We start from the raw sequence: 17,497 nt of genomic DNA, 5'->3' as shown, positions 1-17,497 counted from the left end.
ATGGCTCTGCCGCTGTCCATCCTTGATCTGGCGCATATTGGTGAGGGCGAGACGGCGAGCGACAGCTTCACGGCGAGCCTGACCCTGGCGCAGCGCGCGGAGGAGCTGGGATACCGGCGGATCTGGTACGCCGAGCACCACAACATGCCCAGCATCGCCTCCTCGGCGACCAGCGTGCTCATCGCGCACATAGCCGCCCACACCCGGACGATCCGCCTCGGGGCGGGCGGCGTCATGCTCCCGAACCACTCCCCGCTGACCATCGCCGAGCAGTTCGGCACCCTGGAAACCCTGCATCCGGGCCGGATCGACCTCGGCCTCGGGCGGGCGCCGGGCAGCGACCAGCAAACCATGCGGGCCCTGCGCCGCACGCCCTCCGCAGCTGACACCTTCCCGCAGGACGTGCTGGAGCTGCAGGGCTACCTGACGGGCGAGTCCCGGATCCCGGGGGTCGACGCCACGCCGGGCAAGGGCACGAACGTGCCTCTGTACATCCTCGGCTCCTCCCTGTTCGGCGCCCAGCTCGCCGCCGCGCTCGGGCTGCCGTACGCGTTCGCCTCCCACTTCGCCCCCGCCGCGCTGGAGGAGGCCGTCGCGATCTACCGCCGCGACTTCAAGCCCTCCGCGCAGCTCGACCGCCCGCACGTGATGGCGGCGCTCAACGTGATCGCCGCCGACACGACAGAGGAGGCGCAGGAGCAGTTCCTGAACTCCAAGCGGTATCGGGTGAGCCGGTTTCTCGGGCGCGGGCGGACGTTCACGCCGGAGGAGGCGGACATGATCCTCGACTCGCCGGCCGGGCAGCAGATCGTCCAGATGGCCCGTTACTCCGCCGTCGGCAACCCGGACGAGGTGCGTGACTACGTGACCTGGTTCGCCGAGCACGCCCAGGCCGACGAGCTGATCGCGGTGTTCTCGGCCGCGGACAGGAAGGCCTGGCTGCGCTCGGCCGAACTCCTGGCCCAGGCGCACGACCTGGCCTGACCCGCCGGTCCGCGACGAACCGGGGACGCTGCGGCGCCGGGCCCGCCGCCGTGTCGTTCCCTTGGCTTGGCGCGCGGGCCGAGTTGGCAGGGGCCCGTTGGACCAACAAACCCCTCGGCGAGCTGGGCGAGCTCTAGCCTCGGCCGCGGAGGCGGGCGAGCGCGGTCCGGATCGTGGCCACGCGTTCGGACAGCGGCCCGGCCGGGACGTCGACGAGCCGGAAGCCGAAGGAGCGGTAGGTCTGCTCGTGGAGGCGTTCGAACTCCAGGGAGTCCTCGAAACTGATCCGGCGGGCCTCGGTCGGCTCGCAGAAGCCGAGATTGCGGACGAAGAACACGTGCCGGTCGTATACCTCTTCCCGGGCGATCCTCTCGAGCTCGGCGGACAGGTTGGGGGAGATCGGGTGCCCGACGTAGGTGCTGAGGGCGTGGGTGCACACGGGCGAGCGGTCGAAGAAGGCGGCCGAGTCGCCAGGGAGTTGTGCCGCGGGTCGCGTCTGCCGGTGCCGTTGCAGGGCCACGACCTTGTCGATGAAGGACGGCCGGGCCCACGGCTCGGCGTCGCCGCGTGCCTGCTCGTCGGCGATGACCGCGGTGGCCGCCTCCTCGACCGTCGCGTATCCGAGGGCCGCCAGGCTCCGCAGGATCGTGGTCTTGCCGGAGCCGGGGGTGCCGGTGAGGATGTAGCGCTTCATCGTCGTCGCATGCCTTTCTGAACGCGCGGCGGGGCCGGAGTGAGGGTGGGAACGCGCGGGCCGCAACGGCAGCCCGGGAGAGATGGCGCACGGCGGTTCCGCCGGTGACACCTGGGAGAAGATCACGAACGGCGCGTCACTGATCACCTGATGCCGCGGGGGCACCGGGGCGCGCTCGTATGTGCTCAGGCTACCTCGCGGCACGCCGGGAAAGCAGCACCGGCGTCACCCGGGGGTGACGCCGGTGCTCAGGCGGGAGTTCGTTCTCGCCCCCGGCACGCGGCTCAAGGTGACGGTGTGCGGGCCGAGCGCGGCGGCCTGTGTACGGTGCAGCTGACCGAGTTGGACGAGCAGCCCCTGGTGGCGTGATGAGCTGCACGAACACTTGCCCGGCACGATAGTAAACTTGGAGAGTTCGTTCTCTTGTATAGTTCGTGTTTATGCCGATAGGTTGGCGCCATGACCGCACCCAAGACTCCGACCACCGCCGACGAGCTGCGTGGTGCAGGCCTCCGGGTGACAGCCGCCCGCGTCGCCCTGCTGGAGACCGTCCGGGACGGTGACCACCTCGGGGTGGACGCGCTCACGGCCGGGGTGCGCGATCGCGTCGGCCATATCTCCCTCCAAGCCGTCTACGAGGCCCTCCACGCGCTCACGGCGGCCGGGCTCGTCCGCCGCATCGAGCCGGCCGGCAGCCCGGCCCGGTTCGAGGGTCGGGTCGGGGACAACCACCACCACATCGTGTGCAGATCGTGTGGTGCCGTCGCGGACGTCGACTGCGCGGTCGGAGAGGTGCCCTGCCTGACCGCGTCCGACACCCACGGGTTCTCGATCGAAGAGGCCGAGGTCATCTATTGGGGCCTGTGCCCCGACTGCTCCAGCAGCCGCACTGCCTGACCATCATGATCCCAAGTCCGGAAGGATTTCCATGTCCGAGAACCATGACGCAATCGTCACAGACGCGAAGGCGGAGGGGGCGGGTGGCTGCCCGGTCGTGCACGACCGCGCGCTGCACCCGACCCAGGGTGGCGGTAACCGCCAGTGGTGGCCGGAGCGGCTCAACCTGAAGATCCTCGCCAAGAACCCCGCGGTGGCCAACCCGCTCGGCGAGGAGTTCGACTATGCCGAGGAGTTCAAGGCCCTCGACCTCGCGGCCGTGAAGCGGGACATCGCCGAGGTGCTGACGACCTCGCAGGACTGGTGGCCGGCGGACTTCGGTCACTATGGCCCGTTCATGATCCGGATGGCGTGGCACAGCGCGGGCACCTACCGGATCAGCGACGGTCGTGGCGGCGGTGGGGCCGGGCAGCAGCGCTTCGCCCCGCTCAACAGCTGGCCGGACAACGGAAACCTGGACAAGGCCCGCCGCCTGCTCTGGCCGGTCAAGAAGAAGTACGGCAAGAAGCTCTCCTGGGCCGACCTGATGATCCTCACCGGCAACGTCGCCCTGGAGTCGATGGGCTTCAAGACCTTCGGCTTCGCCGGAGGCCGGGCGGACGTGTGGGAGCCTGACGAGGACGTCTACTGGGGCCCCGAGACCACCTGGCTCGGCGACGAGCGCTACAGCGGCGACCGGGAGCTCGAAGACCCGCTGGGCGCGGTCCAGATGGGCCTCATCTACGTCAATCCGGAGGGGCCGAACGGCAACCCCGACCCGCTCGCCGCGGCCCGCGACATCCGTGAGACGTTCCGCCGGATGGCGATGAACGACGAGGAGACCGCCGCCCTGATCGTGGGCGGCCACACCTTCGGCAAGACCCACGGCGCCGGCCCGGCGGAGCTCGTCGGCCCCGACCCCGAGGCCGCCCCGATCGAGGCGCAGGGCCTGGGCTGGCAGAGCTCCTACGGCAGCGGCAAGGGCGGCGACGCGATCACCAGCGGCCTTGAGGGCATCTGGACGAACACGCCGCTGAAGTGGGACAACAGCTTCCTCGAGATCCTGTACGGCTACGAGTGGGAGCTGTTCCAGAGCCCCGCCGGCGCGAACCAGTGGCGGCCCAAGGACGGCGCCGGGGCGGGCACCGTTCCCGACGCCCACGACCCGTCGAAGACGCACGCCCCGACCATGCTCACGACCGACCTCTCGATGCGCGTGGACCCGATCTACGAGCAGATCACGCGTCGCTGGCTGGCGAACCCCGACGAGCTCGCGGACGCCTTCGCGAGGGCCTGGTACAAGCTGACCCACCGCGACATGGGCCCGATCGAGCGCTACCTCGGCCCGGAGGTCCCGAGCGAGGTGCTGCTGTGGCAGGACCCGATCCCCGCGGTGACGCACGAGCTCGTCGACGCCGCCGACGTCGCCGCGCTCAAGGCCCAGGTCCTGGACTCGGGCCTGTCGGTGCCGCAGCTCGTGTCCGTCGCCTGGGCCTCGGCCTCGTCCTTCCGCGGCAGTGACAAGCGCGGCGGTGCCAACGGCGCCCGCATCCGCCTGCAGCCGCAGAGCGGGTGGGAGGTCAACGAGCCCGACCAGCTCGCGACGGTGCTGCGCACGCTGGAGGGCATCCAGGAGGGCTTCAACGCCGCCCAGACCGGCGGCAAGCGGATCTCGATGGCCGACCTCATCGTGCTCGCCGGTGGCGCGGGCGTCGAGAAGGCCGCCAAGGACGCCGGTTTCGACATCGAGGTGCCCTTCAGGCCGGGCCGCGGTGACGCGCTGCAGGAGCAGACGGACGTGGAGTCGTTCGCCGCGCTCGAGCCGCGGGCGGACGGGTTCCGCAACTACGTCGGGAAGGCCAACCGGCTGCCGGCCGAATACCTGCTGCTCGACCGGGCCAACCTGCTGACCCTGAGCGCCCCGGAGATGACGGTCCTCGTCGGCGGTCTCCGCGTCCTGGGCGCCAACTACCAGCAGTCCTCGCTCGGCGCCTTCACCGATTCCCCCGGGGTCCTGACCAACGACTTCTTCGTCAACCTGCTCGACCTGGGCACGACGTGGAAGGCGACCTCGGAGGACGCCAACACGTTCGAGGGCACCGACGCCTCGGGCGCTGTCAAGTGGACCGGTAGCCGCGTCGACCTCGTCTTCGGGTCGAACTCCGAGCTGCGCGCGCTCGCCGAGGTCTACGCCAGCGACGACGCGAAGGAGAAGTTCGCGAAGGACTTCGTCGCGGCGTGGGACAAGGTCATGAACCTCGACCGGTTCGACCGCATCTGATCGCGACGGTCTGATCACGACAGGATCCTCCTGAGGAGGACGCGAAGGCCCGCTCCCAGGCGCTGCCTGGGGGCGGGCCTTTCCCGTCAGCCGACGATGACGTACGGCTCCGGCGGCTCGCCGGGGCAGGCCGGCGGCGCGTACGGCACCGGGTTCTCCACCACCGGGATCGGGCGGTCCACCGGGACCAGCCGGTCCGGCACCACGTTGCCGTGGCGGTCGACGGTGCCGAAGCGATATCCCAGCTCGCGGGCGGCATCGATGAGCAGCGCCAGCGCGCCGTTCGTGCCGGGGCCGGCCGGGGTGTCGTACGGGCCGTCGTGCAGCGAGATGATCGCGCCCGGGTGGAGCCGGCCGACGATCGCGTCGCTGATCTCCCGCGGCGTGCGCGCAGGCCGCCAGTCGTCGGTGCCGACGCGGGTCAGGTAGGCCGTGTAGCCGAGGTCCGCGATGATCTGCCGGACCTGCGCGTTCGCGGCGCCGAACGGCGGCCGGACGCCCCGGAACGAGATCGGGGCACCGGCGGCGGCGAACGCGGCCTCCGCCGCGGTGATCTCCCTACGGACGCCGTCGGGGCCCTCTCGGGCCAGCACCTCGTCGAGGTTCGCGTGGCTGTAGGTGTGGTTGAGCAGCCGGTGCCCCTCGGCCAACTGGAACCGGGCGAACTGCGGATTCGCCTCGACCCGGGCACCGGTGTCCATGAACACGCCGGGCACCCGCTTCTCGCGGAGGATCCGCAGCGTCTCGGTCCGGTAGCGCGAGGGGCCGTCGTCGAACTGGATGGCCAGGAGGCGGTCGCAGGTGTGCACTTGGCCACTCCTTCGGAGGGATCGCCTGCGGCACGGGGCCGAGGTCGGCGAGCTGATGATGGCCGCGTACCTGTCAGCCGAGACGGGTGAGACGGTGCGTTTCCCGGTGACCGGCCTGGATGAATTTGTGCCGCGGGTGGCGCGGGTGGCGTGGGGGGACGTGGCGGGCCCGGGGTGGAGTGAGGTCACCATCGTTCGAGCGAGCCGAGCAGTATCCAGCCGGCGATCCCGACGAAGAAGAGGCCCAGCGCGACCGGCAGGATGAGGTCGATCCCGCCGTCCAGGCCGTAGGCCAGGGCCTCTGTCGTCATGCTCACCGGCACGATGCTGATGAACATCCAGGCGAACGTGCGGAAGCCGAGCATGAACAGCCCGTCCCACCAGCCGAACAGCAGCCCCCACAGCAGGATCCCGAGCCCGAACCAGGCCAGGCAGAGCCAGTAGCCGAGCGTCGCGCCGACCTCCGGGAGGAACCACTGCTCGCCGCCCATCACCTCCACGCCGACGACCTCCCCGCGCCAGAGCCGCAGCCTGGCCGGCTGCCCCTCCCCGGACTTGCGGTAGAAGCTCTCCGACACGTCGCGACTCTGCCGGGAGCCGTCGGCCCGCTGCCAGGTGACTTCGTAGTGGGTGGTCGTGGTCGTGCTCGTGTGGCCGTTGGCGTCGGTGCTCGTCGTCGTGGTGGTGTAGGTGCGCCGGCCGGCGATGGAGCCGTCCTCGTTGCCGAAACAGCCGCCGGCATCCTGCTCGCACGCGGCCACCTCGCGGAACTGGCGGGTCTGCCAGAAGGGCCCGGCGGCGCCGGCGAGCGCCGACACGAGCACCGCCAGCCCGAGCGCGACCACGATCCACCGTCCGGGGGAACGGCCGGGGAGCGATCTGCGGAGCGACAGTCGAGGGTATCGGAGCCTCATGGTCCTCCCATGACGCGGCGTGCTGGACGGGCGTCAGCTCTGGTCAGTCATCGGGGAAGGAGAAATAGAGCCATTCGCTGTAGAAGGATGCGAAATGCTCCTGCCACTTGGCGCGTACGGACGTCAGCCACTCCTCATTGTCCCCGGCGAGCGCCGCTTCGGCCTGGGCCACGGCGTCGGGGATGTCGTGGGTGACCAGGTCGCGCACCGCCTCCTCGGGGTCGCCGCCGCTGAGCGAGACGATCTCCCCGGTCTCCAGCAGGAAGAACTTCCCCCGCTGCTTGTCCAGATGAGCCATGGCCTTGTCGACGCACGCGGTGAACTCGTCGTCCGCGAGCCCCTGACCCACCACGCGAAGAAGGTCGCCGAGCAGCTCCGCGCCGCGGGCGAAATCAGCGGCGATGCCGATGCGGGGATTCCAGATCATGGACGGAACGACCGTCGTCTCGCGCCCGACCAGAATCTTGTGCGCCAGCGGGATGCTCCAGTTGTGCTCTGAGACGCACCGGACCGGCTTCGGCAGGTTTTCCGGGGTGGGGAGTGAGTCCGCGGAGTAAAGGTAGGAGCGGTTGGCCATGATCGCGACCATAGCACCACCGGCCGACGGGAATCGGGTCGCCGACGGCCGGCGCCGGGGGACCGAACCCAGCGGTCCGCGAGGCACGGGCAGGTGCCGTCGCGATGCCCGTGGTCGTAGAACCTCGGATGTCCGCAGTAGCGGACGCCGGCCCACACGCGGTCCGGGTCGGTCGGCTGCTCGGGCCCGGCTCCGCACGCGGGGCAGGCGGAGGGCCGGTCGTCCGCCACGTCAGGTGGCTCGTCCATGACGGCACTGTACGGTTCGACCGCGAGGTGAAGAAGCGGCTGGCCGGATGCCCCAAGGGCCGACCCGGCTCAGGGTCAGCAGACCTTGACGGTGATGGTCATCTGCCGGGGCGTGCCCGGGCGGAGCAGCCAGAACGTGGCCTTGTGGGTGCCGGGTTCGGTGAAGCCGGACCGGGAGGGGAAGCTGAAGGGGCCCTTGGGCGCGAACGTGGTGCTCACGCCGCTCTCGCGGCCGTCGAGCACCCAGCGGTACCTGATCGGGTCGATGTCGTCGACGATTTCTCCCCGGGCCACGGGGCGCACGCCGCTCGGATGGCAACCGCCCTTCTTGCCCGGCGCGCGCAGGCTACGGAGGACGACGGCCGCGGAGGCCGGGTCGGCGGTCGCGTTCCCGGCGGTCGGGGCAGGCGAGGACCCCGTGGGGGTTGGATCCCGCTTCGGGTCCTTTGCCGGGTCCTGTGCCGGGTCCTGCGCTGGATTCTGTGCCGGGTCCTGCGCTGGTTCGGAGGCCGCGGACCTGGGTGGATCCGTGGCCGCCCCGGGGTCCGGGCCTTGCCCCTGCGGCGGGCGGAGCAGCAGCACGGTCGCGGCGAGGGTGACGGAGGTGGCGACGACGGCGGTGCCGGCCACGGCGAGCCCGGTGCGCAGGCGGGACGGGCGGACGTTCGGCTGGGTGTCGGCGACCAGGTCGGACGGGACAGGCGGACGTACGCGCTGCTCGCCCAGCAGTTGGAGGAGCACGTCCTGCATGGTCGGGCGGCGGGACGGCTCCTTGGCCAGGCAGTTGGTGACGACGGAACGCAGGGGCTCGGGCAGGTCGCCGAGATCGGGGGCGGCGTGCAGAATGCGGGCGACGACGGCGGGCAGGTGGTCGGTGCCGAAGGGCGGCCGGCCGGTGGCGGCGAAGACCATCACCGAGCCCCAGGCGAACACGTCGGCGGCGGGCCCCGTGTAGTGGCCGCCGAGCTGTTCCGGCGCCATGTAGGCGGGGGTGCCGACGATGCTGCTGGTGACGGTGAGGGAGGCCTCGGTGTCGCGGGCGATCCCGAAGTCGATGACCCGGGGCCCGTCCTTGGCGAGCAGCACGTTGGCCGGTTTGAAGTCGCGGTGCACGATCCCGGCCCGGTGCACGGCGGTGAGCGCCGTCGCGGTGGAGACCGCCACCCGGTGGAGCGCGGGGCCGTGGTGGACGCCGGCCTGCTGCAGCGACAACCCTTCGACGAACTCGGTGACGATGTACGGCCGCCGGCCCTCGAACGTGGCGTCGAGCACCTGGGCGACGCAGAACGGTTCGACCCGCCGGGCCGCGGCCAGCTCCTTGGCGAACCGCTCCCGTGCCTGGTCGGAGACCGCGCCGTGCAGCACCTTGACCGCCACGTACTGCCCGTTCGGGGCCCGGCCCAGATAGACGATGCCCTGCCCGCCGGCACCCAGGCGGCCCATCAGCCGGTACTGGGCGATCGCGGGAGGATCATCCGGATACAGCGGCTCAGGCATGGTAAAGGACCTTATTACAGGCTTTGTCGGGCCGGGGTGGACTACGCGTTCAAACCGGCAACCGCAGACTGACCTGCCTGCCCAGTTGACGGAACCCCAGGGCCCGGGCCACGCGTCGCGACGCCTCCACCCGCGCACGCCACTGGGGCACCAGCCCCCGATCGAGCGCGTCTGCGGCGGCCGCCGAGGCGGCCATCCGTGCGTAACCCCGGCCGCGCCGGTGCGAAGCGGTCAACACCGACAGATGCGCCACCGTGTCCACCCAGGGCCGATACCCGCAGCCGGAGATCACGTCGGCCCCCTCCCTGACCACGAAGGCGTCCGAGCTGATCTCGCCACACGAGGCCCACCCAGTCCGGCGGGCACAGCAGCGACCGGGGGGCGACCACGACCTGCGTCTCGCCGGCTCGCGGAACTTCCACCGGCACTTGCGCCAGACCCGCCCACATCGCCCGAACACGCTCGATCAGCACACGATCATCATCCCGTCCCCTCCGCTGAACGTGAAGCGGGTCCTGTGGTGGCGCTCGGCTGGGATCGTCGCGGGCGGTCACGCCCAGCCGTGGACCGGGCGGATGGCCGCGGCATGAACTTCCGTTTCCGGCATTTCTCGCTCGATGGGAGGATCGCCGCATGGCTGAGGCTGACCACCGCAGGGATCCTCGCAGGGACCATCGGCACCGGCCGCTCTCGGGCCGGAACCCGGAGGAGTCGCACCGGACCGCGACCCCGCTGGAGCTCCTGTACGACCTGACGTTCGTCGTCGCGTTCGGGACCGCCGCGAACGAGCTCGCCCACTACCTGGCGGAGGGTCATCTCGGCACGGCGATCACCGGCTTCTGCTTCGCGGTCTTCGCCGTCGCCTGGGCCTGGATGAACTACTCCTGGTTCGCCTCGGCGTACGACAACGACGACTGGGTGTTCCGGGTCGCCACCATGGTGCAGATGGTCGGTGTGATCGTCAACGCGCTCGGCATCGCGGAGATGTTCGCGTCCATCGACCGCGGGGCGTCCCCGGACATTGACGTGATGGTGCTCGGATATGTCGTGATGCGGGTGTCCATGCTGTTCCTCTGGGCGCTGGTCGCCCGGCACGACCCCGGGCGCCTGCCGGCGGCGCGCAAGTTCATGTGGACGATCGGCGTCGCACAGGTCGGCTGGGTGACGGTGGCCCTGGTGGACCTGCCCTTCGCGGCGTTCCTGGCGGCGAGCGCCGTACTGTTCGCCGTCGAGCTGGTCGGCCCCGTACTGGCCCAGCGCCGCAGCCCCACGCCGTGGCACGCGCACCACATCGCGGAGCGGCACGGCCTGCTCGTGCTGATCACGCTGGGCGAGGGGGTGCTCGGCACGGTCGCGGCCCTCAACGCGCTCGTGCACACCGAACATGGCTGGACCGCGGACGTCGCCCTGCTCGCCGTCGCGGGGATCGGCCTCACGTTCGGCATCTGGTGGATGTACTTCGTCGTGCCCTGGGGTGAGGTGCTGGAGCGACACCGGGAGCGGGCCTACGTGTGGAGCGCCGGCCACATCCTGCTGTTCGGCTCCATCGCCGCCACGGGAGCCGGCCTCCACGTCGCGGCGTACTTCCTGGAACACGTCGCCACCCTGGACACGACCGCCACCGTGCTGACGGTCGCGGTGCCGATGTCGTTCTTCGTCCTCATGCTGTACGTCCTGTACTCGATCTTCATGCGGCACCGAGACCCGTTCCACCTGTTGCTCCTGGCGGGGACCGCAGGTGTGGTGGTGCTCGCCGTGGTCTGCGCCGAGCTGGGCATGAGCATGTCGTGGTGCCTGGTGGTGCTGATGCTCGCGCCGGCCGTGACGGTGGTCGGCTACGAGACGATCGGCCACCGGCACGTGGCCGAGGCGCTGGCACGGGACTGACGAGCGACGGCGTTGTCCCCGATGGCCCTGGCACTCCGTTTCGGTGCGGTTCTGGCAGCGTCCGGACCGGTGATCCTCACGACTTCCGGGATCGGCAGGCAGACCCTTGGCTGGTTCTGCTCCGCGCCGGTCTCGGCTTCTTTCCCGCTGGAAGGACCGTACGCGCTGGAGCACGTACCGGGAGAGCTGCTGTTCTGGGGTGTCCTCCTGCTGCCGGCCGTGGCGGCCAGGGCGAGCACGCGGCGGGTTTCCTCACTGCCCCGCGTACGACACGGGCGACCGTCGTCCACTGATGGTGGACGGCTCCACATATCCTTGGCCGGGCCGCCGAGTGAGCGGCCCCGGTGAAGGGATCGGGTGTGCGTCGTTACTCGCGTGTTGTGGTGAAACTCAGTGGTGAGGCGCTTGCCGGAGCCACCGGCTGGGGCACGGATCCGGACATCCTTGCGCAACTGGCGGACGAGATCCTGTCGGTGCGCGAACTCGGTGTCGAGGTCGCCGTGGTGATCGGGGGCGGCAACTATTTCCGCGGCAGGATGGCGGAAGGGTGGGGCATCGGCCGGGCGGAAGCCGACAACATCGGCATGCTGGGCACGGTCATGAACGCGTTGATGCTCCGTGGAGTGCTGACCGCACGCTCAGAGACCGATGTGCGGGTCATGACCGCGGTGCCCATGCAGAGCGTGGCCGAACCCTTCATCCGGCTCCGCGCCGATCGGCACCTGCGACGTGGCTTGATCGTGCTCCTCGCCGGCGGCATCGGCCAGCCGTACGTCACCACCGACTATCCCGCCGTCCAGCGGGCCCTGGAGCTCGAAGCCGATGCGCTGCTGGTGGCCAAGCGGGGCGTCGACGGCGTGTACGACAACGATCCGAACATCGACCCGGACGCGAAGCGCTACACCAATCTGACCTATCGGGAGGCCCTGACGGCCGGCGTGAAAGTCATGGACGAGAGCGCGTTCGTGCTGGCCAACGAGCAGGGGCTGCTCATGCACGTCTTCGACGTGGCGGCTGTGGGCGTCATGAAGGCCATCTGCCAGGGCGAGGACATCGGGACCCGCATCACCGCGGAGGACACTGCCTGAACAGCGCACTCTCTTCCTGCCGGACTCGACACGGGCCCTGCGGGGGGTTGGGGGTTCAGCTGATGCTGTTGACCCAGATGCCGACCGGAACGGACAGCATGGCACCTCCGATGAGGCTGACTATGGCGAACTTCCACTCGCGACGACGTTGACGGCGGTGTGCAGGTATGGCCGCGTCTTCGAGGTAGGCAAACCGTACGGCCCCGCCCGAGCACTCGCGTTGGACCGGCTGGCCTGGGCGCACGCCCGCGACGACGAGGCCCAGGCCGCGATGCGCGCCCTCGGCGAGGCCGGCGACCGCACCACCGACCGGGCTCGCGTGGTCCTACGCAAGCTTGGGCCGTACGCGGACATACCCCAGGTCCGGGAACTGCTGGCCGGTTATCCGCTCGGCGCGGCAATCCAATGACGAAGGAACCAGCATCCGCAGCATGGGGGCGGGCGGCCATGGCAGTTCGGGCTGCTGCTCGACGTGGCTCCGAAGGCCATCGTACCGTTGTCGGCTGGCACGCGACTCGTTTCGCATTCCCGTAACGTCAACGCAGTGGGTTACTTCCACTGGGTGGAGGACGGGGAGATCCGCCTCTCCTTCGACCCACTTTTCCCCTCCTTCCGCCGCGGCAGCGCGCCGGACGAACTCTCAGCAATGATGCAACGAGTCGGCTTCGACCTCGGCGACGACATCGATCGCAGTATCCACGACAAGGCGGCATTCGCCCTGGCCGAGCACCTCACGGGAGTCAAGCTCACGCCACAGTTGCTGGAGGAGTCCACTTACCTGTGCGGCCTGGCGCCTCGACCCCGATGTACCTCGCGTGCACCCCACCCCGCCGCAGTGAAATGTCGTGTCATCCGATGATGAATTGCCTATGGATCTGACGTCAGATGGGCGCAGTTGAGATACCGGAGCGTGCTCGCCCTACAGATGCCACCTGCGTGATCAGCCCCCAGCCACCCTTCTAGGTTTAGTGCCGTGTGGCGATCACCTCGGTGCCGGAGCGCTCCTGCCGGAGGCATGCCTTGACCCCCCAGACTGAGCGCTGTGGATCTTTTCAGGACTTCGCCAATCCGGCCGGGGTGCACGGTGGGCGGTTACGGTATGCATAGTGATCTATGGAAGGATTTTCCCATGGTATCCGTTAAGCAGATTCAAGTCGCCTTCGATTGCGCTTCACCTGAGCGTGTCGGTCGCTTCTGGTGCGAGGTGTTGGGGTACGTCGCGCCGGCACCGCCTGAGGGGTTCGCCAGTTGGGACGACTTCAATCGCACGCTGCCGCCCGAGCAGCGGGACTCGTGGTTCGCATGCAGCGACCCCTCGGGTGTCGGTCCGCGGCTGTACTTCCAGCGCGTCCCCGAAGGCAAGGTCGTCAAGAATCGGCTGCACCTTGACGTGCGGGTCGGCACCGGACTCGTCGGTGCAGAGCGCCTGGCAACCCTCGAGGCCGAATGCGCACGATTGATCCCTCTCGGCGCGAAACGCGTGCGGCTCCTGCCCGCCGATGAAGAAAACGAGTCGTGCCTCGTGATGCAGGACATCGAGGGCAACGAGTTCTGCCTGAGCTGACGAAACGTCTACCTCGTTGAACGCGACACAGACCTGACTCGCTGATCGGCTCCCACGGGGAAGGCTGTCCTTCGGCTCTCCCTTCGCACCGCACCGCTGTTGATCTCGGGAAGATCGGGGATCTCGCCGAAGTCGTCGAGAAGGTCCGCAAGCTCAAAGAAATCCTGGCCAAGGGTGCTCCCGTCCCGGATGACCGGCTGACAGTTGGCACGTTTCTCGATCGCTGGTTGCTCCACCTGCCCGGCCACGTCTCCGATGGGACCTTGGACGACTACGAGGACACGGTACGGCTGCACCTCAAGCCGGGGTCGGGCCGTCACAAGCTGACCAAGCTCACCGTGGCCCAGGTCGATGCCCTGTGGCAGGCCAAGCGCATGGCTGGCTACAAGGCGAACAGCATCCGGATCACGCGGGCCGTACTCCGGAAGGCCATCGGACAGGCGGGGAGCGTGAGGGCCTGATCGGGCGGAACGTGGCCGCGCTGTCGATGCCACCGCGTGTCCGTACCGAAGAGGACGGACGCTGACCGTCGAGCAGGCCAAGCAGCTTCTTGACCACGTGGAAGATCAACGCATGGGCGTGCTGGTGCTGCTGTCGCTGGTCTTCGGACTGCGGCGCGGCGAGGCTCTCGGGCTCATGTGGAACGCGTTCGATCCAGAAGCGCGTACGCTCCGCATCACGCACGCCGTCAAGCGGATCAAGAACCGTGATCCGGAGGCTTCGACGAGGACCAAGCTGTGATCTCGGAGCCGAAGACGAAGCGGTCACGGCGGCTGCTGTGCCTCACTCCTGAGCTGGTCGAAGCGCTCAAGAAGCACAAGGTCGCGCACAACCAAGAGCGGCTCCGGGCGGGCGAGAGCTGGATGGATCACGGGCTGATCTTCCCTACGGTTTCGGCTACCCCTCTGATCCGGACACGTTCTCCCATCTGTTCTCCAAGCTCGCCAAGAAGGCGGGACTCGGGCACTGGCATCCCCACGAGCTGCGGCACTCCGGCGCGTCGCTGATGCTCGCGCAAGGCACACCGCTCCACGTCGTCTCTGAGGTCCGCGGGCACGCCAGCATCTCGATCACCAAGGACGTCTATGGTCAGCTGCTGGAGGGTGACAAGCGTGCGGCGACGGAGGCGATTTCCGGCGCTCTCCTGGGGAAACTCCGGCCGGTGGCTCCCCAGGTGGCTCCCGAAGAGGCGGAAGAGACCGGGTGAAGATCGAAAGCGAAATGCCCCTGAGGACATAATGCCTACTCAGGGGCCTTTCGTATGGAGCGCGGCCGACAGGAGTCGAACCCGTAACCTTCTGATCCGTAGGGCAAAGCAGACCACCTGTCAGCGAGGTCCCGCCCTGCTCAGAAGGTGATCGCGAAGCGGCGACATGTGATCACGTGTGACGGCGTTGCTGTACGACCTGCTGTACAGCCGCGTCCCCGACCTCTTGATCCCAAAGCCATTTGATCGCGGCCTGGAAAGGGCACACAACGAGGTCTGACCTGCGAAAACAGTCAGGCTAGGTCCGTGGACGTCCGCGCTCGTACGCCTCCATCGTCACTCGGTTGGTCACCTACACCTCAGCGTCCATGAGGGTTGGCTCGACCTGCCGCAGACTGCCGACCAGGTGCTCGACGATTCGGCTTCGATGACACCTTTCGCCAGCCCTCTCATTCGATGGCAAGGATCGACGAAGTCGATCCGCGGCAGCCGATCGCCCCAGCCACTTGCGGTGAGTCCCGGAGTGAGCGATCGTCACGGCCTCAGTTGAAGTGATCGCCCAGGTCCGGGCACGGGACCGTGCTGCACGTTAGGTAATCGCGGACTGACCGGTGTTGGAACGCATGATGCACACCGCGACGATAGCCGTGATGATCTGAGTGACGTCCGACGCCGTCGCTCCTGCGAACGTCAGCACGATCGCGAGCGTGGCAAGGATCGCGACGGTGAAGGTGGAGTTGCTGGGGACGGGTATGTTAGGCATGCGGGCCTCCTGGTAGACGGGGGAGCTGGCAGCAGCCGCCCGCGCCAGGGACGTCGAGATGTGGTGTCTGCCCCCTGGCCGGGCGGAACACTCCCGACCTTAGCCTCTCCGAAGATGCCCGCGCGCCACGCCAAAAACCTTTCATGCTAGCATGTACTTAGCTGGCTTGCAAGCCTAGATATACAGGTCAGAGGCTCAATTATTCCCCTCATGACCAGCCGATGGATGCGCGACCTCGCAGATTCGGCGCGAATAAAAAAAGTCACAATTGATCCAGCAAGTAAGCTGCCCATACCAAGGGGTAAGCTGCGCCTTACCAGCAGGTAAGCCGAGGTCGATGGTGCGGCGGGGTGGCTGGGCGGGACCGGCCCGGAGAGGCCGCACGCCCGCCCGGACCGCCCGGCCGCCCGCCGCCCATCGGGCGGCGGCTTGATGACGTAGGGAAGGTTTGAATCACGGCCGCTCTCGCGGCTGCCCGCCAGCCACTTCCGCTAGCTCCGTCATGCTGTCGGTTATGGCCTCGGCTCCGGCCTTTATCAGGCTCTCGGCCTTCCTCGGCTCGCTGGCGTAGCCGATGCTGCGTGTTCCAGCGCTCTGCGCCGCTCTCATGTCGAAGTCGGAATCTCCGATCAACACTGCTTGCTCCGGCTCTACACCGAGCGCCTTACATGCCCGCAGCGTCGATCCGGGGTGCGGCTTCATCTGCGCTGGCTCGCCAATTGGGCGCCCCGATATCGCCTCAACCCACTCACCGAGATCGGCCAGGCTCAAGAACGTCTCGATGGCAGGCCGAGAGTTGTTGCTGACGATGGCAACCGGCCGCCCCGCCTCACCACACGCTCGCAGGAACTCGCGTACACCCGGGGTGCTCTCGGCGGTCGTGGCCGCTTCTACCTCCGACGCCAGGAGTGTGGTCTCCAGCTTGTCGACCAAGGCAGGGGCGATATCCGCGGTTCGTTGGAGCACCATGAGCGGGTCGTCCAGCTCCGCAATGTCGGACGGCAGTGCCACCCCGTCGCCGATGACCAGGTCCTTGAGCCTGGTTGCCACGATAGGTGCGGGTAGGCCGGCAAAGACGCGGCATACGGGACCATCGAAGTCCAGCAGGACGGCGCTCGTTTGCCGCAGGATCTCGCCGGGCGTGATGGTCACAGCTCGACCTCGCGGCTGATGGTGTTCCACATGCTGTCGAACCAGCGCCGCACCTCGGCGACGTACTGGGAGGCCATCGAGGCGGGGTCCTCGGTGATCTCGTAGTGGAACAGGGTGCAGTCCTTGCCCATCACGTCGTACAGCTCGTGCGGCTCGCCCTTGATCTTCACGGTGTGCTTGACCACTGGGTAGAAGCCGAAGAACACGCGCTCTTTGTTGATCACGTAGAACTTGAACGCGGGCGCTGTCTGGTGGACGCGTACCTGGACTGTGGCGTCCTTGACGAGTCCGAGGTCGGCCAGTTCGTGTACGGCGTCGGCGACGGCCTGGGTGCTGCGCTCCTGGATGCGCAGAGCCCGCTTGCGGATCACTGGATCGTCGGCGAGGTCTTCGGCCCTGCAGGGCAGCGACATGGCGTGTTCCATGTCGGGGACCAGGATGCGGATGTTGATCGAGTCGGGTGTGAGTCGTCCCAGACGGATCTTGTCCAGTGGTTCCTGGAGCATCCCGTTGAGGGTTTCGCCGGAGAAGCCGGCGAAGTCGATGGAGACGTTGGCTTCCTCGAAGGCCCGCTCGATGTGGGGTCGCAGCTCGACTGGCCGTTCGGTGCGTTCGCGGACGAACACGCCGCTCCCCTGGCGCGACACCACCAGGCCTTCGTCTCGCAGCAGGCGGATGGCTTGCTGCACTGTCATGCGCGCCACGCCGTACTTCTGCGCCAGCTCATGTCCTGAGGGCAGCTTCTCGCCGGGCTGGATCTTTTTCGTCAGGATCGCGGCGCGCAGGGCGTTGGCGACCTGTTGGTAGGGCGGACGCGGGTCGTCCGGGTCGAGACTCATCACGCAAATCAGCCTAGTTCTTCTAGGTTGCCTAGTCCAGTTAACTGGGAATGCTTGACATGGCTAGCCATGCTGGGCAACATGAAGGTGTCGAGCAAGATGCCTAGCCAAGTTAGG

At 68.4% G+C, this 17,497-nt stretch carries 21 protein-coding genes; 12 read left to right on the top strand and 9 right to left on the bottom strand.

Features of this window, described 5'->3' with window-relative positions:
* Window positions 1–984 (top strand): LLM class flavin-dependent oxidoreductase, encoded by a 984-nt coding sequence (locus tag ABGB18_RS34990; protein ID WP_347699943.1) that lies wholly within the window; start codon window positions 1–3, stop codon window positions 982–984.
* Between the two features lie 133 nt (window positions 985–1,117).
* On the opposite strand, the gene ABGB18_RS34985 is transcribed toward ABGB18_RS34990, so the two are convergent.
* Window positions 1,118–1,678: an AAA family ATPase gene (locus ABGB18_RS34985; RefSeq protein ID WP_347699942.1), complete on the bottom strand. Its 561-nt coding sequence runs from the start codon at window positions 1,676–1,678 to the stop codon at window positions 1,118–1,120.
* A gap of 459 nt (window positions 1,679–2,137) precedes the next feature.
* On the opposite strand from ABGB18_RS34985, the gene ABGB18_RS34980 reads away from it, so the two are divergent.
* Both ABGB18_RS34980 and katG read left to right on the top strand, forming a co-directional pair.
* Complete coding sequence (locus ABGB18_RS34980) at window positions 2,138–2,575, top strand: Fur family transcriptional regulator (RefSeq protein WP_347699941.1); 438 nt, start codon at window positions 2,138–2,140, stop codon at window positions 2,573–2,575.
* Window positions 2,576–2,606: 31 nt separating this feature from the next.
* Entirely contained in the window at window positions 2,607–4,835 is a 2,229-nt protein-coding gene (gene katG / locus ABGB18_RS34975; RefSeq protein WP_347699940.1) for a catalase/peroxidase HPI, read from the top strand.
* Window positions 4,836–4,921: 86 nt separating this feature from the next.
* On the opposite strand, the gene ABGB18_RS34970 is transcribed toward katG, so the two are convergent.
* The 5 genes from ABGB18_RS34970 to ABGB18_RS34950 form a co-directional block, all read right to left on the bottom strand.
* Entirely contained in the window at window positions 4,922–5,644 is a 723-nt protein-coding gene (locus ABGB18_RS34970) for a polysaccharide deacetylase family protein (protein WP_347699939.1), read from the bottom strand.
* A gap of 185 nt (window positions 5,645–5,829) precedes the next feature.
* Window positions 5,830–6,558: a hypothetical protein gene (locus ABGB18_RS34965; protein ID WP_347699938.1), complete on the bottom strand. Its 729-nt coding sequence runs from the start codon at window positions 6,556–6,558 to the stop codon at window positions 5,830–5,832.
* A gap of 43 nt (window positions 6,559–6,601) precedes the next feature.
* Window positions 6,602–7,135 carry a hypothetical protein gene (locus tag ABGB18_RS34960; protein WP_347699937.1) on the bottom strand — a complete coding sequence of 178 codons (534 nt, stop codon included), beginning with the start codon at window positions 7,133–7,135 and terminating at the stop codon, window positions 6,602–6,604.
* 323 nt (window positions 7,136–7,458) lie between these two features.
* The gene (locus ABGB18_RS34955; protein WP_347699936.1) at window positions 7,459–8,880 is read right to left on the bottom strand and encodes a protein kinase; all 1,422 of its coding nucleotides are present in this window, start codon (window positions 8,878–8,880) and stop codon (window positions 7,459–7,461) included.
* Window positions 8,881–8,929: 49 nt separating this feature from the next.
* The gene (locus ABGB18_RS34950; RefSeq protein WP_347700068.1) at window positions 8,930–9,172 is read right to left on the bottom strand and encodes a GNAT family N-acetyltransferase; all 243 of its coding nucleotides are present in this window, start codon (window positions 9,170–9,172) and stop codon (window positions 8,930–8,932) included.
* Between ABGB18_RS34950 and ABGB18_RS34945 the strand changes: the two genes are divergently transcribed.
* The 9 genes from ABGB18_RS34945 (at window position 9,135) to ABGB18_RS34905 (ending at window position 14,626) form a co-directional block, all read left to right on the top strand.
* The gene (locus ABGB18_RS34945; RefSeq protein ID WP_347700073.1) at window positions 9,135–9,470 is read left to right on the top strand and encodes a hypothetical protein; all 336 of its coding nucleotides are present in this window, start codon (window positions 9,135–9,137) and stop codon (window positions 9,468–9,470) included. The genes ABGB18_RS34950 and ABGB18_RS34945 overlap by 38 nt on opposite strands.
* 43 nt (window positions 9,471–9,513) lie before the next feature.
* A complete protein-coding gene (locus ABGB18_RS34940; RefSeq protein ID WP_347699935.1) occupies window positions 9,514–10,767 on the top strand; it encodes a low temperature requirement protein A in 1,254 nt (417 codons plus the stop codon).
* 344 nt (window positions 10,768–11,111) lie between these two features.
* On the top strand, window positions 11,112–11,855 hold the full coding sequence (gene pyrH, locus ABGB18_RS34935; protein ID WP_347699934.1) for a UMP kinase: 744 nt from the start codon (window positions 11,112–11,114) through the stop codon (window positions 11,853–11,855).
* A gap of 157 nt (window positions 11,856–12,012) precedes the next feature.
* Complete coding sequence (locus ABGB18_RS34930) at window positions 12,013–12,264, top strand: hypothetical protein (RefSeq protein ID WP_347699933.1); 252 nt, start codon at window positions 12,013–12,015, stop codon at window positions 12,262–12,264.
* A 63-nt stretch (window positions 12,265–12,327) separates the two neighbouring features.
* Window positions 12,328–12,714, top strand: a complete 387-nt coding sequence (locus ABGB18_RS34925; protein WP_347699932.1) for a DUF6461 domain-containing protein — start codon at window positions 12,328–12,330, stop codon at window positions 12,712–12,714.
* 270 nt (window positions 12,715–12,984) lie between these two features.
* Window positions 12,985–13,419 carry a VOC family protein gene (locus ABGB18_RS34920; protein WP_138667703.1) on the top strand — a complete coding sequence of 145 codons (435 nt, stop codon included), beginning with the start codon at window positions 12,985–12,987 and terminating at the stop codon, window positions 13,417–13,419.
* Between the two features lie 41 nt (window positions 13,420–13,460).
* Complete coding sequence (locus tag ABGB18_RS34915; protein WP_347700067.1) at window positions 13,461–13,880, top strand: hypothetical protein; 420 nt, start codon at window positions 13,461–13,463, stop codon at window positions 13,878–13,880.
* Between the two features lie 97 nt (window positions 13,881–13,977).
* Window positions 13,978–14,160 (top strand): hypothetical protein, encoded by a 183-nt coding sequence (locus tag ABGB18_RS34910; protein ID WP_347699931.1) that lies wholly within the window; start codon window positions 13,978–13,980, stop codon window positions 14,158–14,160.
* Between the two features lie 118 nt (window positions 14,161–14,278).
* A complete protein-coding gene (locus ABGB18_RS34905; protein WP_347700066.1) occupies window positions 14,279–14,626 on the top strand; it encodes a tyrosine-type recombinase/integrase in 348 nt (115 codons plus the stop codon).
* A gap of 589 nt (window positions 14,627–15,215) precedes the next feature.
* On the opposite strand, the gene ABGB18_RS34900 is transcribed toward ABGB18_RS34905, so the two are convergent.
* From ABGB18_RS34900 to ABGB18_RS34890, 3 genes are all read right to left on the bottom strand, one after another.
* On the bottom strand, window positions 15,216–15,389 hold the full coding sequence (locus ABGB18_RS34900) for a hypothetical protein (protein ID WP_347699930.1): 174 nt from the start codon (window positions 15,387–15,389) through the stop codon (window positions 15,216–15,218).
* Between the two features lie 453 nt (window positions 15,390–15,842).
* Window positions 15,843–16,541 (bottom strand): HAD-IA family hydrolase, encoded by a 699-nt coding sequence (locus tag ABGB18_RS34895; protein ID WP_347699929.1) that lies wholly within the window; start codon window positions 16,539–16,541, stop codon window positions 15,843–15,845.
* On the bottom strand, window positions 16,538–17,380 hold the full coding sequence (locus ABGB18_RS34890) for a GntR family transcriptional regulator (RefSeq protein ID WP_347700065.1): 843 nt from the start codon (window positions 17,378–17,380) through the stop codon (window positions 16,538–16,540). Before ABGB18_RS34890 ends, ABGB18_RS34895 begins: the two co-directional genes overlap by 4 nt.
* Window positions 17,381–17,497 lie beyond the last annotated feature (117 nt).

The sequence above is a fragment of the Nonomuraea sp. B12E4 genome (assembly GCF_039871825.1).
In the GTDB taxonomy this organism is placed as follows: Bacteria; Actinomycetota; Actinomycetes; order Streptosporangiales; family Streptosporangiaceae; genus Nonomuraea.
Note: the sequence above shows the minus strand (reverse complement) of the source record. Positions and strands in the feature narration are given on the sequence as shown.

What these genes read in the sequence shown, in the direction of transcription:
- katG (WP_347699940.1), top strand. Translation starts at nt 2,607, where the DNA reads ATGTCCGAGAACCATGACGCAATCGTCACAGACGCGAAGGCGGAGGGG.
- ABGB18_RS34890 (WP_347700065.1), bottom strand. Translation starts at nt 17,380, where the DNA reads ATGAGTCTCGACCCGGACGACCCGCGTCCGCCCTACCAACAGGTCGCC.
- ABGB18_RS34980 (WP_347699941.1), top strand. Translation starts at nt 2,138, where the DNA reads ATGACCGCACCCAAGACTCCGACCACCGCCGACGAGCTGCGTGGTGCA.
- ABGB18_RS34900 (WP_347699930.1), bottom strand. Translation starts at nt 15,389, where the DNA reads ATGCCTAACATACCCGTCCCCAGCAACTCCACCTTCACCGTCGCGATC.
- ABGB18_RS34990 (WP_347699943.1), top strand. Translation starts at nt 1, where the DNA reads ATGGCTCTGCCGCTGTCCATCCTTGATCTGGCGCATATTGGTGAGGGC.
- ABGB18_RS34985 (WP_347699942.1), bottom strand. Translation starts at nt 1,678, where the DNA reads ATGAAGCGCTACATCCTCACCGGCACCCCCGGCTCCGGCAAGACCACG.
- ABGB18_RS34960 (WP_347699937.1), bottom strand. Translation starts at nt 7,135, where the DNA reads ATGGCCAACCGCTCCTACCTTTACTCCGCGGACTCACTCCCCACCCCG.
- ABGB18_RS34920 (WP_138667703.1), top strand. Translation starts at nt 12,985, where the DNA reads ATGGTATCCGTTAAGCAGATTCAAGTCGCCTTCGATTGCGCTTCACCT.
- ABGB18_RS34955 (WP_347699936.1), bottom strand. Translation starts at nt 8,880, where the DNA reads ATGCCTGAGCCGCTGTATCCGGATGATCCTCCCGCGATCGCCCAGTAC.
- ABGB18_RS34940 (WP_347699935.1), top strand. Translation starts at nt 9,514, where the DNA reads ATGGCTGAGGCTGACCACCGCAGGGATCCTCGCAGGGACCATCGGCAC.
- ABGB18_RS34965 (WP_347699938.1), bottom strand. Translation starts at nt 6,558, where the DNA reads ATGAGGCTCCGATACCCTCGACTGTCGCTCCGCAGATCGCTCCCCGGC.